Annotated in this window: 20 protein-coding genes; 13 read left to right on the top strand and 7 right to left on the bottom strand. The window is 42.2% G+C overall.

What is annotated here, in order from left to right; all coding sequences use genetic code 11:
• Positions 1–250 precede the first annotated feature (250 nt).
• The 3 genes from LCM11_RS18065 (at position 251) to LCM11_RS18055 (ending at position 1,832) form a co-directional block, all read left to right on the top strand.
• Entirely contained in the window at positions 251–475 is a 225-nt protein-coding gene (locus LCM11_RS18065) for a DUF1659 domain-containing protein (protein ID WP_224895668.1), read from the top strand.
• A gap of 28 nt (positions 476–503) precedes the next feature.
• Positions 504–716, top strand: a complete 213-nt coding sequence (locus LCM11_RS18060) for a DUF2922 domain-containing protein (RefSeq protein ID WP_224895667.1) — start codon at positions 504–506, stop codon at positions 714–716.
• A gap of 972 nt (positions 717–1,688) precedes the next feature.
• Positions 1,689–1,832 (top strand): YvrJ family protein, encoded by a 144-nt coding sequence (locus tag LCM11_RS18055; RefSeq protein ID WP_224895666.1) that lies wholly within the window; start codon positions 1,689–1,691, stop codon positions 1,830–1,832.
• Positions 1,833–1,884: 52 nt separating this feature from the next.
• On the opposite strand, the gene lepB is transcribed toward LCM11_RS18055, so the two are convergent.
• The gene (lepB, locus tag LCM11_RS18050; protein ID WP_089753571.1) at positions 1,885–2,406 is read right to left on the bottom strand and encodes a signal peptidase I; all 522 of its coding nucleotides are present in this window, start codon (positions 2,404–2,406) and stop codon (positions 1,885–1,887) included.
• A gap of 268 nt (positions 2,407–2,674) precedes the next feature.
• Between lepB and LCM11_RS18045 the strand changes: the two genes are divergently transcribed.
• On the top strand, positions 2,675–2,839 hold the full coding sequence (locus tag LCM11_RS18045; protein WP_224895665.1) for a Spo0E family sporulation regulatory protein-aspartic acid phosphatase: 165 nt from the start codon (positions 2,675–2,677) through the stop codon (positions 2,837–2,839).
• 29 nt (positions 2,840–2,868) lie between these two features.
• Here LCM11_RS18045 and LCM11_RS18040 read toward each other — a convergent pair whose 3' ends face one another.
• Complete coding sequence (locus LCM11_RS18040) at positions 2,869–4,020, bottom strand: aminotransferase A (protein ID WP_224895664.1); 1,152 nt, start codon at positions 4,018–4,020, stop codon at positions 2,869–2,871.
• A 113-nt stretch (positions 4,021–4,133) separates the two neighbouring features.
• On the opposite strand from LCM11_RS18040, the gene LCM11_RS18035 reads away from it, so the two are divergent.
• The 6 genes from LCM11_RS18035 to LCM11_RS18010 all read left to right on the top strand — a co-directional run bounded on the left by LCM11_RS18035 (position 4,134) and on the right by LCM11_RS18010 (position 7,906).
• Positions 4,134–4,277, top strand: coding sequence for an FbpB family small basic protein (locus LCM11_RS18035; RefSeq protein ID WP_089753533.1), 144 nt, complete (start codon positions 4,134–4,136; stop codon positions 4,275–4,277).
• A gap of 315 nt (positions 4,278–4,592) precedes the next feature.
• A complete protein-coding gene (locus tag LCM11_RS18030) occupies positions 4,593–5,444 on the top strand; it encodes a patatin family protein (RefSeq protein ID WP_224895663.1) in 852 nt (283 codons plus the stop codon).
• 17 nt (positions 5,445–5,461) lie between these two features.
• Positions 5,462–6,160 carry a DNA alkylation repair protein gene (locus LCM11_RS18025; RefSeq protein WP_224895662.1) on the top strand — a complete coding sequence of 233 codons (699 nt, stop codon included), beginning with the start codon at positions 5,462–5,464 and terminating at the stop codon, positions 6,158–6,160.
• 61 nt (positions 6,161–6,221) lie between these two features.
• Positions 6,222–6,623 carry a hypothetical protein gene (locus LCM11_RS18020; protein WP_224895661.1) on the top strand — a complete coding sequence of 134 codons (402 nt, stop codon included), beginning with the start codon at positions 6,222–6,224 and terminating at the stop codon, positions 6,621–6,623.
• A gap of 60 nt (positions 6,624–6,683) precedes the next feature.
• The gene (locus LCM11_RS18015) at positions 6,684–6,893 is read left to right on the top strand and encodes a PLDc N-terminal domain-containing protein (protein WP_224895721.1); all 210 of its coding nucleotides are present in this window, start codon (positions 6,684–6,686) and stop codon (positions 6,891–6,893) included.
• Positions 6,894–7,000: 107 nt separating this feature from the next.
• Positions 7,001–7,906: a chemotaxis protein gene (locus LCM11_RS18010; protein ID WP_224895660.1), complete on the top strand. Its 906-nt coding sequence runs from the start codon at positions 7,001–7,003 to the stop codon at positions 7,904–7,906.
• Positions 7,907–7,943: 37 nt separating this feature from the next.
• Here LCM11_RS18010 and LCM11_RS18005 read toward each other — a convergent pair whose 3' ends face one another.
• The 4 genes from LCM11_RS18005 to LCM11_RS17990 all read right to left on the bottom strand — a co-directional run bounded on the left by LCM11_RS18005 (position 7,944) and on the right by LCM11_RS17990 (position 10,662).
• Positions 7,944–8,156 carry a hypothetical protein gene (locus LCM11_RS18005; protein ID WP_139205846.1) on the bottom strand — a complete coding sequence of 71 codons (213 nt, stop codon included), beginning with the start codon at positions 8,154–8,156 and terminating at the stop codon, positions 7,944–7,946.
• Between the two features lie 76 nt (positions 8,157–8,232).
• Complete coding sequence (locus tag LCM11_RS18000) at positions 8,233–8,709, bottom strand: YkyB family protein (protein ID WP_224895659.1); 477 nt, start codon at positions 8,707–8,709, stop codon at positions 8,233–8,235.
• A 424-nt stretch (positions 8,710–9,133) separates the two neighbouring features.
• A complete protein-coding gene (locus tag LCM11_RS17995; RefSeq protein WP_224895658.1) occupies positions 9,134–9,715 on the bottom strand; it encodes an SCO family protein in 582 nt (193 codons plus the stop codon).
• An 86-nt stretch (positions 9,716–9,801) separates the two neighbouring features.
• Positions 9,802–10,662: a metallophosphoesterase gene (locus LCM11_RS17990; RefSeq protein WP_224895657.1), complete on the bottom strand. Its 861-nt coding sequence runs from the start codon at positions 10,660–10,662 to the stop codon at positions 9,802–9,804.
• Positions 10,663–10,821: 159 nt separating this feature from the next.
• Here LCM11_RS17990 and fadH point away from each other — a divergent pair, with 159 nt between their 5' ends.
• Positions 10,822–11,589, top strand: coding sequence for a 2,4-dienoyl-CoA reductase (gene fadH, locus LCM11_RS17985; RefSeq protein WP_224895656.1), 768 nt, complete (start codon positions 10,822–10,824; stop codon positions 11,587–11,589).
• 62 nt (positions 11,590–11,651) lie between these two features.
• Here fadH and trhA read toward each other — a convergent pair whose 3' ends face one another.
• A complete protein-coding gene (trhA, locus tag LCM11_RS17980; protein ID WP_224895655.1) occupies positions 11,652–12,287 on the bottom strand; it encodes a PAQR family membrane homeostasis protein TrhA in 636 nt (211 codons plus the stop codon).
• 243 nt (positions 12,288–12,530) lie between these two features.
• On the opposite strand from trhA, the gene cbpB reads away from it, so the two are divergent.
• Entirely contained in the window at positions 12,531–12,980 is a 450-nt protein-coding gene (gene cbpB, locus LCM11_RS17975) for a cyclic-di-AMP-binding protein CbpB (protein WP_224895654.1), read from the top strand.
• A 513-nt stretch (positions 12,981–13,493) separates the two neighbouring features.
• The gene (locus LCM11_RS17970) at positions 13,494–14,969 is read left to right on the top strand and encodes an MDR family MFS transporter (RefSeq protein WP_224895653.1); all 1,476 of its coding nucleotides are present in this window, start codon (positions 13,494–13,496) and stop codon (positions 14,967–14,969) included.
• The last annotated feature ends 10 nt before the right edge of the window (positions 14,970–14,979 follow it).

Raw genomic sequence — 14,979 nt, 5'->3', positions numbered from 1 at the left:
TGTAGAAGAAAGGAGTGAGGATATGGCTGAAGTAGTTATGTTCATTGTTTGTTTAGTTGTTTTACTAGGTCTCATTGGAATGTGTATTTTCGATCGAGGGTAATCTGTACTTAACTTTGGAATGACATATCATATAAGAGAAAGAAGAAGGTTCGCAGGAGAAGCTCATGAAGCTGCTCCTGCGAATCTTTTTTTTTGACACCTTTTTGAGCTTCCATTCGATTATAGAAGTGAAGGGAGGTGAAAGATAATGGCAGTAAGCACTGAAATTGTACGCTCACAGCTTCAACTCGTTCTTGAAAATGGGCAGGATGAGAAAGGGAACACGGTCTTCCGTACGAAGTCTTTTAACAATATTAAAATGACAGCTTCTGAAGATCAGTTGTACCGCGTAGCAACGGCAATGGCGCCTCTTCAACAGCATCTATTGTACGCGGTTGAACGTAATGATAATTCCATTTTGATTGATTTGTAAAAAATAGAATAAAAGAGGAGAAATGAACGTGAAGAAGCTAGAGCTGAAATTCTTAAACGAAGAAAACCGTACCGTAACCCTTACTCTGGACGATCCTGTGGAGCCTGCAGATCCGGTATTGATTAATTCCGTTATGGATACGATCCTGTTGGAGAACTGTTTTACAACAAGCGGCGGGGATTTAGTCGCAAAAAAAGAAGCCCGCATTGTAGAACGCAATGTACTTGATGTAGAAATTTAATAATTGAACACAGCCGCTATTTTGATAAATAGCGGCTGTCTTTCTAAGAAACGCAAATCGTTTAAGAACAGGGCTAATCTTTCACTAAAGCTCCCTTTTGTTGAAGACTTAGTTTCGAGACTTTTGTGAGAATTTGGTCCTGCGGGGGACGATTTCGCTTTTCGGCCCTGCACGATGCAGGGTCGTTCGACGTTGCCACAGGACGTGGCGATCTTAGTCGAACTTCTTATATGTGCTGAGCTTCCTCGGGCTTATCAGCCCTGCGGGATCTCACCGATCATGTTCATCCCGCAGAAGTCTGCATCGTCCCCCTTCGGACCTGGCCAAATCAGAGACTCGAAATCACTCAAAAAGTACCCGTTTTCAGGGAAATAACATGAAGCAGTGAAAGGCGTTTTAAAGTCGATAATTTTGATTAATTGCCCGATACATAAACATTTCGGGCAGGTAATAGAAGCCAAGCACTTCTTTTCTGAAGGGCCCGTTTCTCCTAACTAAGTGGGGCTGGTGGGGAAATGGCGAGACTCCCGTTGGAGAAGGAATCAGGTGAGATCCCACAGCGAGTGAAACGAGTGAGGAAGCTCACCGTTCCCCCACAGGAAAGTGTTCAAATGTGGCATCACCCCGAAAGACACGACCAGCATAAGCCGAGCATCAAAAGGACGGTGGTCTTTCCGTCCGTTGATGAACGGCTTATGTCTCGAGTGTCTGGGTGATAGAACAAGACGAGTTATTTCCCCACCAGCCTCTACTTCCATTTAACGTAACGGACCCAATTATCTCGAAACTGAGTCTTCAACTAATCGGCCCTATTGTTGAATAAGGACTAGTGGAAAATCGCAGAAACTTTGCTGAAATAAAAGATAGAAATCGTAAGTGGTGGGGATTTACTTGGTATGTGAATCTAATTAGATAGTAATATGCAAAGCCATAGATAACATTATCCCAGGAATAGAAAAGGAGGGGAACGAGATGGAAACTTGGCTGCCTTTCATTACAGATGTCGGCTTCCCGATTGCGGTAACTTTTTATTTGCTGCACCGCGTTGAGGGAAAACTTGATCTATTAATAGAAACGCTTCACCAACTACCTGAAAAAATTTATTCGATCAAATAAAAAGACGAGTCTGAAAGTGTTCATACACTTCTCAGACTCGCCTTTTTACTGATTAATTCGTTAGACCCCACTCATTAAATGGATAGATTACGAGCTCGGTTCGCCCGATAATTTCACTCTCTTCAACGAAGCCAAGTCCATTACGGCTGTCTTTACTGATGGAACGGTTATCTCCCATCACGAAATAGTGGTCTTCCGGGACCTCTACTTTACCAAAATCTCTGGTAGCATGAATAGCTGTTTGATTAAGGTAGGGCTGATTTTGCTCTTTCCCGTTTATAAACAACGTATGATCGCGGATTTCAATCGTATCTCCCGGCTGTCCTACAATGCGCTTAACATAACTCTTTACCGGCCTTTCAATAATGACAATGTCTCCTCGTTCGGGTTCATCAATATAATAAATAATCTTGTTGAACATGACGCGTTCACCGTTTTCAAGTGTCGGGTCCATACTGGCTCCTTCTACAATAGAAGTGGCAAAGAAAAAAGTACGTAAAATGAATGCTAACGCAATGGCTACAACGATGGCTTTAATCCACTCGAGCCATTCGTTCTTAGATTGCTCTGACACTTTGTATCTTCCTTTCTCCATGAACATGGAATTAAATAATGTTCACTTCCCCTATATTTTATCACATCCCACTTAAAAGAAAAGATGGGAAAGCAGTGATTTAACAGATAATTTACATGTGTAAAATTATTGTCGAATGTATAGAAGTTTTGGCAACTACATTTACAAATATAAAAAAACTTGAGATAATTTTTCTGTCAAGGGGAACACACATTCTTTCCCGTTGGACGGTTGTAACATGCCCTTAAAGCCAAGGAGGTAGCCTGTCGTGACTACATCAAAGGAAGATCCTATTTCCATTAAAATAGAAGCACTTCGCAAACGGATGACCGAAGTTGCGTTAGAAAAAGGTTTTTCCAGTGAAGAGTCGGTTAAAATCAGTCAAGAGTTAGACGCTCTCCTCAATCAAATTCACCATAAAGCTAATAAGTAGAAACCTGCAGCTAGAACTGCAGGTTTTTTTTAATCTGCCATATAACTTTCCAGTCTGTCCAGTCCCTTTCTAAGGGTCTCCTGGCTATAAGCATAGGACAGTCGCATGTAACCTTCGCCGTAAGTGGAAAATGCATCCCCAGGAACCAGGGCAAGGCGGCACTCTTCTAAAAGCTGGACGGCTTTTTCAAAACTTGTCATTTCTCCCAGAGGAAATTTAGGGAAGATATAAAATGCTCCGTCAGGTACGACGTAGTCAAGTCCCATTTCCGTTAACCGCCTCATGACATAATCCCTTCGTTCTCTATACTTTTCCTTCATAAAGGAGGGATCTTCTTTCCCGTTAGTCAATGCTTCGAGTGCTGCATATTGGCTGATCGAAGTCGGACAGGAAACATTGTACTGATGTACTTTTAATATGTGTCTGGCAAGCCAGGCCGGAGCAAGTAAAAAGCCAATTCTCCAGCCGGTCATAGCATGGGACTTGGAAACACCATTGATGACAATGATGTGATCCCGAACATCCGAAAACTGGGCGATGGATGTGTGTTTCCCTGTATAAACCAGTTCACTATATATTTCATCTGCTAATCCGAACAGTTTATATTTCTTCAATACATCTGCAATTTCGCGTAACTCACTTTCACTCAACGAAACACCGGTTGGATTAGATGGATAAGGAAGGATAACGGCTTTTGTTTTGGATGTTATAGATTGTTCAAGCTGCCTAGCGGTTAGTTTAAAATCCTGCTCTCTCGTATCCACGTACACGGGGGTGGCTCCCGCAAGTTTAATTAAAGGTTCATACCCAGGGTAAACAGGTCCTGGCAAAATAACTTCGTCTCCTGGGGTAAGGATGGTTCGAAGTGTAGCATCAATCGCCTGGGAGGCACCGACCGTCACGATAATTTCTTCCTCGGCATGATAGGATAAACGATATTTCTCGGATACATATTGCTGAATGGCCTTTCTTAGCTCAAGAATTCCAGCATTCGGAGTGTAAGTCGTCCGATTATGCTGGATTGCATCGATGGCGCCCTGCTTAACATGATCTGGTGTGTAAAAATCAGGCTGGCCAATTGTAAGGGATACCACATCATTATATTGATTCACCATATTAAAGAAGCGGCGAATCCCCGAAATTTGGATATCGTTTAGGCGGGGGTTGATATATTGTTCCATTGGTGAGCACCTCTTTACATATATTTAACAAAATGTTCAAACAATTTTGATAGTTATTCTGTAGAATTTTGTTATAATTTGATTGTAGTTTAATAGAAAGGAGTTTGATTGTTATGAGAATGAGCAGAATCTCTTTTGAAGAATTAGTCGCTCAAAATAAACAACAGCTTTTAGAAGACCAGAAAGCCATTGATAAAATTGAAGAACTAATAGATGAAAAACATGCAAAGAAACTGGAATCCTCTTATGTTAATTGATGATACCATATGATAAAAGCAGCCGCATAGCAGCGGGCTGCTTTTTTAGTTATTGACTCTGTTGAAGTTTATAGCTGAAGTCTCACTAGAAAGGCCGCAATAGGGCCGGAAAGCGAAATCATCCCCCGAAGGACTGTCCTCTCAACCTAATTAATCAAGTCTTCAAGTAATGGGAGCTTAACGTTAAGATCTTCACGAAAGTTACGGAGTCTTTTTTGTAAACTTATGGAGCACCAAGCTAGAGGTAGGCAGGATGATTTAAAATTGGCATATCGCTGGTATAATAAGGAGTACAAGCACAAAGGAGGTCCATCTATGAAAGATACGGGTTTAGTTTTAGAAGGCGGAGGCATGAGGGGAGCTTATACGGCAGGTGTTCTGGATTTCTTTCATGATGAAGGAATCCAGTTCCCATTTGTAGTAGGTGCTTCAGCAGGTGCCTGCAATGGAAGCTCCTACGTGGCTGGACAGAGAGGTAGAAATTATGAAGTCATGGTTGAATACGGGGATCATCCCGAGTACATATCCTATAAACGAATGTTTACGAAACGCCAGTTATTTGGGATGGATTTTATTTTTGATAAACTTCCGAATGATCTAGTTCCATTTGATTATGAATCATTTCAAACAAAGAAGGCTGATTTTGTAGTAGGGACCACGAATCTTGAAACCGGAGAGCCTCTTTTTTATGATCATTTCCCCACAAGGGAAAGTTTGTTGAAGGTGATGCGTGCTTCGAGTTCTCTTCCATTGATTGCACCGAGCATTATGTACGATGGGAAACAATTGATGGATGGAGGTATTTCAGATCCGATTCCGGTTGGTCCTTCTATTAAGCATGGAAACACTAAACACGTATTCGTGTTAACCAGGAATGACGGTTACTTAAAAGGAAAAATGAAATTGGGCTGGTATTTTAATCGGAAATATAGACAGTTCCCGATGTTCGCTAAATCTTTGATTAACCGTCATGAACGTTATAACGAAAAGTTGAAAGAAGTGAAGCGGATGGAACAAGCAGGAGAAGCCTTTGTACTGCGACCAATGAAGCCGCTTCAAGTAAGCCGTATTGAAAGAAATCGGGATCGTCTTCACCAATTGTACACTCAAGGATACGAGGAAGCACAATGTCAGGCCGATCAATTGGCAGACTTTCTACAAACCTGAGGGAAGGGAAGATCTGAGTGAAGAGAAGCGAACAAATCAAATCCGCTATTATAGATACTTTCAAGGAGCATCAAAATGAAGAGAACAGGCCGGCTATGGAGGCCTACATGAAACATCAGTTCCGGTTTTACGGCATTAAAAGTCCTGAGCGCACAGCGATTTTGCGACCGATTTTTAAAGAGTATAACACGATTTCGGAAACAGAACGGATGGACGCGGCCATCCTGCTTTTTCAGCAGCCGGAAAGGGAATGTCACTATGCAGCTCTTGGCCTATTGGAAAAAGGTGTGAAGAGAGCTGTTCCATCTTCCGTCGCTGTGTATAAAGAACTGATAATGACCGCCTCGTGGTGGGATACCGTGGATATGATAGCGTCCAATTTATGCGGTGGCTATTTTAAGCGATATCCCGAACGGTTAAGACCCATCACAGAGAAATGGAGCTATTCTGGTAACCTTTGGATCCGGCGTTCCAGCATTCTTCATCAACTAAAGTACAAAGAGCAGACAGATAAGGAGTTATTATTCGACACGGCACATCAGCTGAAGGATGAGAAAGAGTTCTTTATCGAAAAAGCTATAGGCTGGGCGCTTCGTGAATATAGTAAAACAGATGCGGATGCCGTAGTTCACTTATTGGAGTCCGAATCTTTCCGCCCTTTAACCAAAAGAGAAGGATTAAAGTGGGCAAAGAACAAAGGGCTGCTATCTTCTTAAGTTTATTCTCCATAGGTTATGTTCATAATGGTTGTATAATGAACACGGGGGGATGCGTTGTATGGAGAAGTGGATTGATTATTCTGTACTGGATCAAGTGATTGCCATGTTAAATGATGATGTGATTCGTATGATCGGCTTTAAACCGGAGCATGTACAGTTTTTTCTTGTTTTTGTCCTAGTTATGTCCTTGATGTGGGTCGCTCGTCCCATCATTGAATGGATGATGGTAAAAAACTGGAATACCTTTGCGAGTTATTTTACAAGCAGCTTAATTACGATTGTTTTTTTACAGCTGGTGGACAGGTATGCGATGAGTCAGGAGCAGTCGGCTCTGCCGGATTATTACTGGTCTATTTGTCTGCTTGCAGTCAGCAGCTATGGAGTCATATATGTACTGTTTAAATTGTGCAAAAAAACATGGACTCACCTGAGAGCGAGAGCGAAAAAACAGGCTGCGTAGTTTTCTGAAACCTTCTGACTTTACGATTCGTAGAGCGTATAGAAGGGGGATTACACCATGATGATGGAATTTAACTTTGCCTTGTTGTTCGCCTTTCTTTTATTTGGTCTGCTTCTATTGATCTTAAATATTGTTACAAGTATCTGGTCCTACCGTGACTCACGAAGGAAAGGAAGAAGTCCTGAGTTTGCTATAATGGTTTTACTGGGCACTTTGTTTTTCCCTGTCATAGGGCTCGTCATTTATTTAGTGATCAGAAATGATATTTAGAACACCCTCTTTGAAAGGGTGTTTTTTTATGCTATATCCTGTTGAAAAAAGAGTTCTTCAAGACGATATATAGATAGAATGAACCAAGATAGGAAGGACGATCATGTATGGAAAATCAGCAAGGCATTCTACTGGAGAGTGGGATCAATGAGCTGGAAATTGTGGAATTCGGGATTGGCTCCAATCGATTCGGTATCAACGTAATAAAAGTAAAAGAGATACTTAACCCGCTGCCTATTACCCCTATTCCACACTCCCATCCTTCCGTGGAAGGGATTATTGAGGTAAGAGGGGAAGTCGTGCCAGTAGTTGACACCGCTCATGCTCTTGGCTTTGACCCTTCGAAAAAACCTGCTCAGGATAAATTCATTCTAGCAGAGTTTAATCAAATGAAAATCGTTTTTCATGTACATACGGTCACACAAATTCACCGCATTTCCTGGGAGCAGATGGAGAAACCGAAAGAGATGTATCAGGGACTGGAAACGAAAATAACGGGGATTGTAAAAATGGAAGGCGGCATGCTGCTTCTATTAGATTTTGAAAAAGTGGCCGCTGATATTAATCCTGAGGCCAGTATCACTAAGGAACAGTTACGGAACCTTGGGGAAAGAGAGAGGTCCGAAAAAAGAATTATGGTCGTTGAAGATTCCAGTCTTCTTCGGGAGTTATTACAAGAGACTCTTGAAGAGGCGGGGTATGACCAGACGGTTGTATTCCAGAATGGAAAAGAAGCACTGGATCATCTTAAGCAGCTGGTGGACGAAGGGAAAGAAGTAGAGGAAGAATATCAGCTGGTCATCACGGATATAGAAATGCCGCAGATCGATGGACATCATCTGACAAGAGTCATTAAAGAAAGTGAAGAGATGTCGTCTCTGCCGGTTATCATTTTTTCTTCTTTAATTACACGGGATCTTCGCCATAAAGGAGAAAAGGTCGGAGCGGATGCACAAGTATCCAAGCCTGAGATTCTTAACCTGGTCAAGTGGATTGATCACTATATCCTGTAACAAAAAAAGCCGCTGTCTCCCAGCGGCTTTTTCTGACTTATTTTTCAATATTTAACCGTTTGTAAAGTTCATCGTGCCAGGCATACGCCTGCTTGGATAAAGTTTCAGGTCCAGTTTTAGTAGGGGACGCTTCCACAATGATTTTTTGTTGATGTTCCGACAAGTGTTCAAAAGCCGCACGCATCTCTGTTGTGTATTCCATGTATTTCTTTAAATGATATTGGAAATCTTCCAGCATGTCCGTACTCATTTGTATCATCCTCCTCTACAACCTCTATTTCCTTATTATTCAAGCAATAAAACATGGTTCAGAACATTACCTGTAATTAATGATGCTTACGGCGTCTTTGATTCCACGGGGATACATCGCGCTGGCCAAGAAAACTGGCGGCAGGACGGGATTGAGAGGCGTAGGCCGGCTGTCTTTTCACAGGCTGTTCCCAGTTCAAATAGCGGTAAAGAATTCGTTTTGCTTTGGAGAGAGATAGTTTTGGTTTCGGATTCCTGTACGACTGGTCCACTTTACCCAGGTGTTCTAACTGGTCGAAATCCTGTTTATTAGCTGGAATATGAAAGTAGTATCCGGCAATTTCTATGAGGAGGGTGGAATGCTGCTGGCTGAGTTTAGGGTGATCTGAGAAATGGAGTCCAATTTTTTTAGCGCGGCTTTCCTGCAAAAGTTTGTCAATTGTATATTTTTTTATATCATATAAGTGTTTAGGTTCGGGTGCCGTTTTGGCGTGTCGGTTAACAATAAACAGGGATTCGGCCAGTTCTCTATTTGAAAGAGCATAATTCTTCATTACATTTCTCCTTTCTATCCAATTGTGTAAATCTATCATATGTGTTTTTTGTTATAATTGCAAAAAATTTACATTTATTTTTATGAAAAATGCGAATCTGCATCATTCGTATAATATGAATGTTCTTCCAGAATAGCGCCGGATTGTGGAAGACTAAGTTTCGAGATATAAGCGGAGCATCAAAAAAGCGGTAATCTTTCCGCCCTTTTGATGCTCGGCTTAGGCTGATCGTGTCTTTCGGGATGATGCCACATTTGAACACTTTCCTATGGCCTACACGACGCAGGTTCGACCGCCCCTGCGTCGTGTAGGGCGGAAAGCAAAACGTCCCCCGCAGAACCTTTCGCTCAACAAATGCTTCGAAACTGAGTCTTCAAGTAACGGGAGCTTATCTTTAATATCTGCGTAACGTTTTGTTAGACTTCTATTCATTTTCTTTTAAGGATTGCAAATCTTCAATAATCTGATCCAGACTCCCAGCTTCTGTACCGTTATAGCTTTTAATTACTTCTCCTTTGGGAGTGACCAGGTAAAAACTGGTTCCGTGAGCAACTTGGTCGGAATTCTCCAGCTGTTTAAGAGGGGATTGGAAAGACTTGATCGAAAATTCCTTTATCTCCTGAAAGGAATAACCCGTCAGGAAATTCCATCGGCTGAAATCAGGCTGATAGGGTTCCGCAAACGACTTCATTTTCTCAGGAGTATCAGTCTTAGGATCTACACTCATAGAAACGAGAGGGACCTCCATCCCTTTCTGGTCCAGCTCCTGCTGTAAACGGGACATATTTCCGGTCATCGGCGGACATACTGTCTCACAACTTGTAAAGATAAAATCTGCAATCCAGTATTCTCCGCTGTAGTCTTCCGGGAGAGTAACTTTTTCACCATCCTGGTTTACAGCTTCAAGCGAATTCACATCCCTGGACATATTTGTTTCGATTGGGGACCCGCATGCTGTCAGAAGTAAAACTGCCAAACCGAGTACCCATATTGTTCTGCGTTTCATGTAAATCCCCCAATTGCTTTTCTCTTCTCTAAGTGTACCACTGCTTTCCGCCAGGCAGGCATCGAGTGCTCAATGTCACAAAATAGTTAGATTTCTGGCGAGTTTAAGCGAAAGATCGATATTTCAGGGCGGCAGAGAAAACGGTAAGGCATCCGAGTAGTACCCAATCCTCGGCTTACAAATAAATCCATTCCATCTGGAAGCCGATAATGACCCTCTACATATTTTTCAGCTAAAGGTGGAGTGATTAAATAGCCATAAATCGGAAGCTGGACTTGTCCGCCGTGACTGTGACCGGATAATTGGACATCTACCTTGTACCTCTGGACTTGGTCAGCAATATCAGGTTCATGGGCGAGAAGAAGTGTGAAGCTGTCTTCTCTGCGCTCTGAAAGTGTTTCTTCTATATCTGGACGTCCAAGCATGACGTCGTCCAGGCCGGCAAGTGTAAAGGAATCGCTGTCTTTTTGAATCGCTTTGCTTTCATTTTGCAGGAGGGTGAATCCACCGCGCGACATAACTTCATAAATCTTCTCCGTACCGTATCCACCGTGGTCGTGGTTGCCATAAATCCAGTACTTTCCGAGTGGAGCTTCCAATCTGTTTAATAATAAGGGAAGACGATCTGTAAATGAGTAAGTCTGCGGTTCATCTACTAAATCCCCGGTAAATAAAATCAAATCCGGGTTTTTATTATTGATGGTTTCAATAAGCTGCTCGAATTTATTTAAATCATAATGAAATCCGATATGCGTATCGGAGAATTGAAGGATATCTACGTTATGAAAGCTTTTAGGAATTTTCGAATGATGGATGCTGAACTTTTTTACGGTTAATAAATCAGGTTCTACGTACTTGGCATAATAATAACTCAGTCCACTTAAACCTAGAAAACCAAGAAAACTGCGCACCATATTCTTAATGAACTTGCGCCTGGTTAATTTCATAGAAAGTCCTCTCCCCTGAATTCTTTGGTCATTATACCACGAAAATCTTAATTCAAACTTAGGAAGATTCTCCTCCTTTTAAATATTTTTTAAAAAATGAACAGGAATTCATTTTTTTATGTGGAATGTAGATATATAGAGAGATAGGAGGATGATGAAATGAACAATCAGGTGGTTATTATTACAGGGGGCTCGAGTGGTATGGGGCTCTATATGGCTAAAAGATTTCTTGAGGAAGGTGCTAAAGTCGCGATCACAGGACGGTCAGAGGAGCGTCTGGAGGAAGCAAAAAAACAGATCGCTGGAGACAATGGAGACCATCTCCTGCTAATTGCTATGGACGTACGGGAAGTGGAAGACACAAAGAGAATGGTTCATGAAACCGCGGAGGCATTTGGAAGAATTGACCATTTGGTTAATAATGCAGCCGGCAACTTTATCGTACCCGCAGAAAAGCTATCGCCTAACGGGTGGAATTCGGTCATCAATATAGTATTAAATGGAACGTTCTACTGCAGTCAGGCCGTCGGTAACTATTGGATAGAAAACCAAATTAAAGGCTCTATTTTAAACATGGTTGCTACATATGCATGGGGGGCAGGAGCTGGTGTTATCCATTCAGCATCGGCAAAAGCTGGAGTGCTTGCTATGACGAGAACGCTTGCTGTGGAGTGGGGAAGTAAGTACGGAATTAGAGCTAATGCCATAGCGCCGGGACCGATTGAACGAACAGGGGGAGCGGAGCGATTGTTTCAATCCGAAGAAGCGACGGAACGCACGTTGAAATCCGTGCCTCTTGGACGAGTTGGACAGCCAGAAGAAATCGCCAGTCTTGCTCGTTTTATACTCTCAGATGAAGCCGCTTACATGAACGGGGAAGTCGTTACATTGGACGGGGGTCAATGGCTGAATAAATTTCCATTTTAACGGTAGGATTTTGAAAAAATAGTAAAGAAACCGCTGCACGTAGCAGCGGTTTCTTTGTGCAATTAGATTACATAGAAGAATATAGTGAAGAAATGGAAAATAGAGCCACCAAGCACAAATAAATGCCAAACCATATGGTGGTACGTGAAGCTTCTCCACACATAGAAGATTGAACCGATGGAATACAGGACACCACCCAGAATCAGGTAAGTTATACCTGCTGCCGGCACTTCGGAGGTTAACGGTCCCCATGCAATAATGAGAAGCCATCCCATCAGCACATAGAATAGTGTAGAAAGAACGACAAAACGTTTTACAAAAAAGACTTTGAACATGACACCTAAAATAGCCATTCCCCATATAATTCCAAACAGGGTCCAACCTAAGGAACCGCGCAGTGGAACGAGCAGGATCGGGGTATAAGTGCCTGCAATAAACAAATAGATCGCTGAATGATCGAAAATCTCGAATAAGTCTTTCATTTTCCCAGGTGGAAAACTATGCACGAGTGTAGAAGAAACGAACAGCATAAGCATGGTAACCCCGTAAATAGAAACGGAGACCACATGCCAGGCGTTTCCTTCCAGACTTGCAAATACGACCAGCATCACCAGCATACCCACACTTAATACAGCACCAATGCCGTGCGTGATGGCATTCGCTATTTCTTCGCGTCTTGAAAATGTGTGTGTCATCATTAGTTTCTCAGCCCCAATAAATTCATGTTGCTTTTTATTATACGCCTTCGTGAATATTTAATAAACAACAAGGTTTATATATAACGAGAAGGGGTATAAAAAATAGACTGAAAACCCTTCAGTAAAAGGTTTGTCGGAATTTGCAGGTCGAGATTTATCCAGATGTATGTTACTATATTTACTGGTTAACCCAAGCGTCTTTCTGCTCCTTCAGTTGCAAGAGAAAAAGGAGAGAACAAGTTTATGGTAAGTATAGAAAAAGAAGCATTAGTTATTCCAAAAGTATCCGAGTTAATGATTTCTTCTGAAAAAGTAGCTCATGTCCAAGTTGGCAATCCATTGGAGCACGCTTTGCTGGTGCTGGTAAAGACCGGCTATTCTTCTATACCTGTTTTAGATCCGACTTTTAAGTTTAAAGGGGTCATCAGTAAGTCGAAGATTCTGGAAGAAACCCTGGGCATTGAAGAATTCGAATTAAACCGTTTATCTGATATTCAAGTAAAAGAAGTGATGGATAAAGATTTTCCATATCTCCATCATGAAGACAGTATGATTGACGCTTTGCATAAGTTAATTGATTTTCCTTTCGTATGTGTAATTGATGATGATGGTGAATTTGATGGAATTGTCACCCGGCGCACCATTCTAAAACAGTTTAGTAAACATTATCACGAGACTTTTAAATGGACATAAACAAAAGACTATAAATAACAGCTATGATAAAATAGAGGGCATCATATCGGTGCCTTCTATTTTTTATGGTTCAGGTCAGGAAAATCTACAGGACGTTTTTCCAATAAGGTTCCCATTACTTGAAGACTTGATTTCGAGACTTTTGTGAGAATTTGGTCCTTCGGGAGACGTTTCGCTTTTCGGCCCTGCACGATGCAGGGTCGATCGACCCTACTTCGTGTAGGGCCATAGGAAAGTGTTCAAATGTGGCATCACCCCGCAAGACACGACCAGCATAAGCCGAGCATCAAACGACGGTGGTCTTTCCGTCCGTTGATGAACGGCTTATGGCTCGAGTGTCTGGGTGATAGAACAAGACGAGTTATTTCCCCATCAACCCTATACCTATAAAGTAACGGACCCCAGATTATTTCGAAGTCGAGTCTTCCAAAGAACGTATTTATGAAGTGATTGATTCTATCATTACTGTAGCAACGTTTAATCTAGCGTATGGTTTTAAAGGTGGATGTCCGCATGACTAAGAAAAAGAGAAGAAACCGTGGTCTCGTATTAGCTTCCATTATGATGGCAATGTTTCTGGCAGCTATCGAAGCAACAATCGTGTCGACAGCCATGCCGAGCATTGTGGCTGATCTCGGAGGATTTAGTTTATACAGCTGGGTATTTTCAGCTTATTTATTAACCAATGCTGCGACAGTATTATTGTTTGGCCGTTTATCTGACATATTTGGGCGAAAACCGATTTTTATGATGGGAATCAGCCTGTTTTTAATCGGGGCTGTGACCTCTGCCCTTTCTCCTTCGATGGAAGTATTAATCGTGGCAAGACTCATTCAGGGGTTTGGGGCCGGGGCTTTAATGCCGATAGCCACAACGATCGTTGGAGATATTTATACAAAGGAAGAACGAGCGAAAATCCAAGGTTATCTGTCCAGTGTATGGGGGATCTCAGCCGTGACAGGTCCAGCCCTGGGCGGATTTTTTGTAGATGTACTCAGTTGGCCGTATGTATTTTGGATGAACGTTCCGCTCGGCCTGCTGGCTTTGCTTGGTGTCATTTTTTTCTTCCATGAAGACGTCTCTGAAGAAAAAAGACCCATTGATATAGCTGGTTCTTTCTGGGTGGTCATTACGATCAGTACACTCATGTTTATCCTGGTTGAGGGAGGAGTAGGCATCCCCTGGAAATCATGGACTATGTTCGCTTTATCAATAGCCTCTATTATAAGCTTTATTATTTTCTGCCTTGTGGAAAGAAAAGCCCGCGAGCCGATGATGCCCTTTCATATTTGGAAGTACCAGTCCATCCGCTATGCAAATTTAACTTCTCTGACGACAGGTATGATTCTCATGGGAGTGACGAGTTACCTTCCTGCGTTTGTACAGGGAGTTATGGAGCAGTCAGCTACTGTCGCAGGTTTTACCTTGACGGCTATGTCGATCGGGTGGCCTATTGCTTCCACCCTTGCCGGACGGCTTGTACTTAGAATAGGCTTCCGTCCAACTTCCGTCCTTGGCGGGGTATCATTGATTATAGGAGCTTCATTATTTTCAGTACTAACGCCTGATAAAGGTCCATTATTTGCTGCTATTGGTTCTCTGTTCATAGGAATAGGCATGGGGCTCTCATCCACTTCCTTTATCGTCTCTATTCAAAACACGGTCGATTGGAAGACAAGAGGCATAGCGACGGCAACGAACATGTTTATGAGGACGATAGGCAGTGCGATTGGTGCCGCCTTGCTCGGAGGACTGCTGAACAGCCGGATTAATGCAGCGATTGAGCAATCGGGCTTACCTGAGCAGTTTACCGTGGATTCCACTAATTTACTTTTACGGGAAAGCGGAAGAAATGAGTTAGGCAGACAAGCTCTGGAAGTGTTACAATCAGGACTAACTTCAGGGTTGCATATGGTATATATAGGAATACTCATCCTTGCCGTCATTAGTTTTTTATTAATTTTGCGACTTCCAAAAAAAGAAGTTTGATATCATCCAT

It is taken from the genome of Halobacillus halophilus (assembly GCF_020171985.1).
GTDB classification, from domain to species: Bacteria; Bacillota; Bacilli; order Bacillales; family Halobacillaceae; genus Halobacillus; species Halobacillus halophilus_A.
Note: the sequence above shows the minus strand (reverse complement) of the source record. Positions and strands in the feature narration are given on the sequence as shown.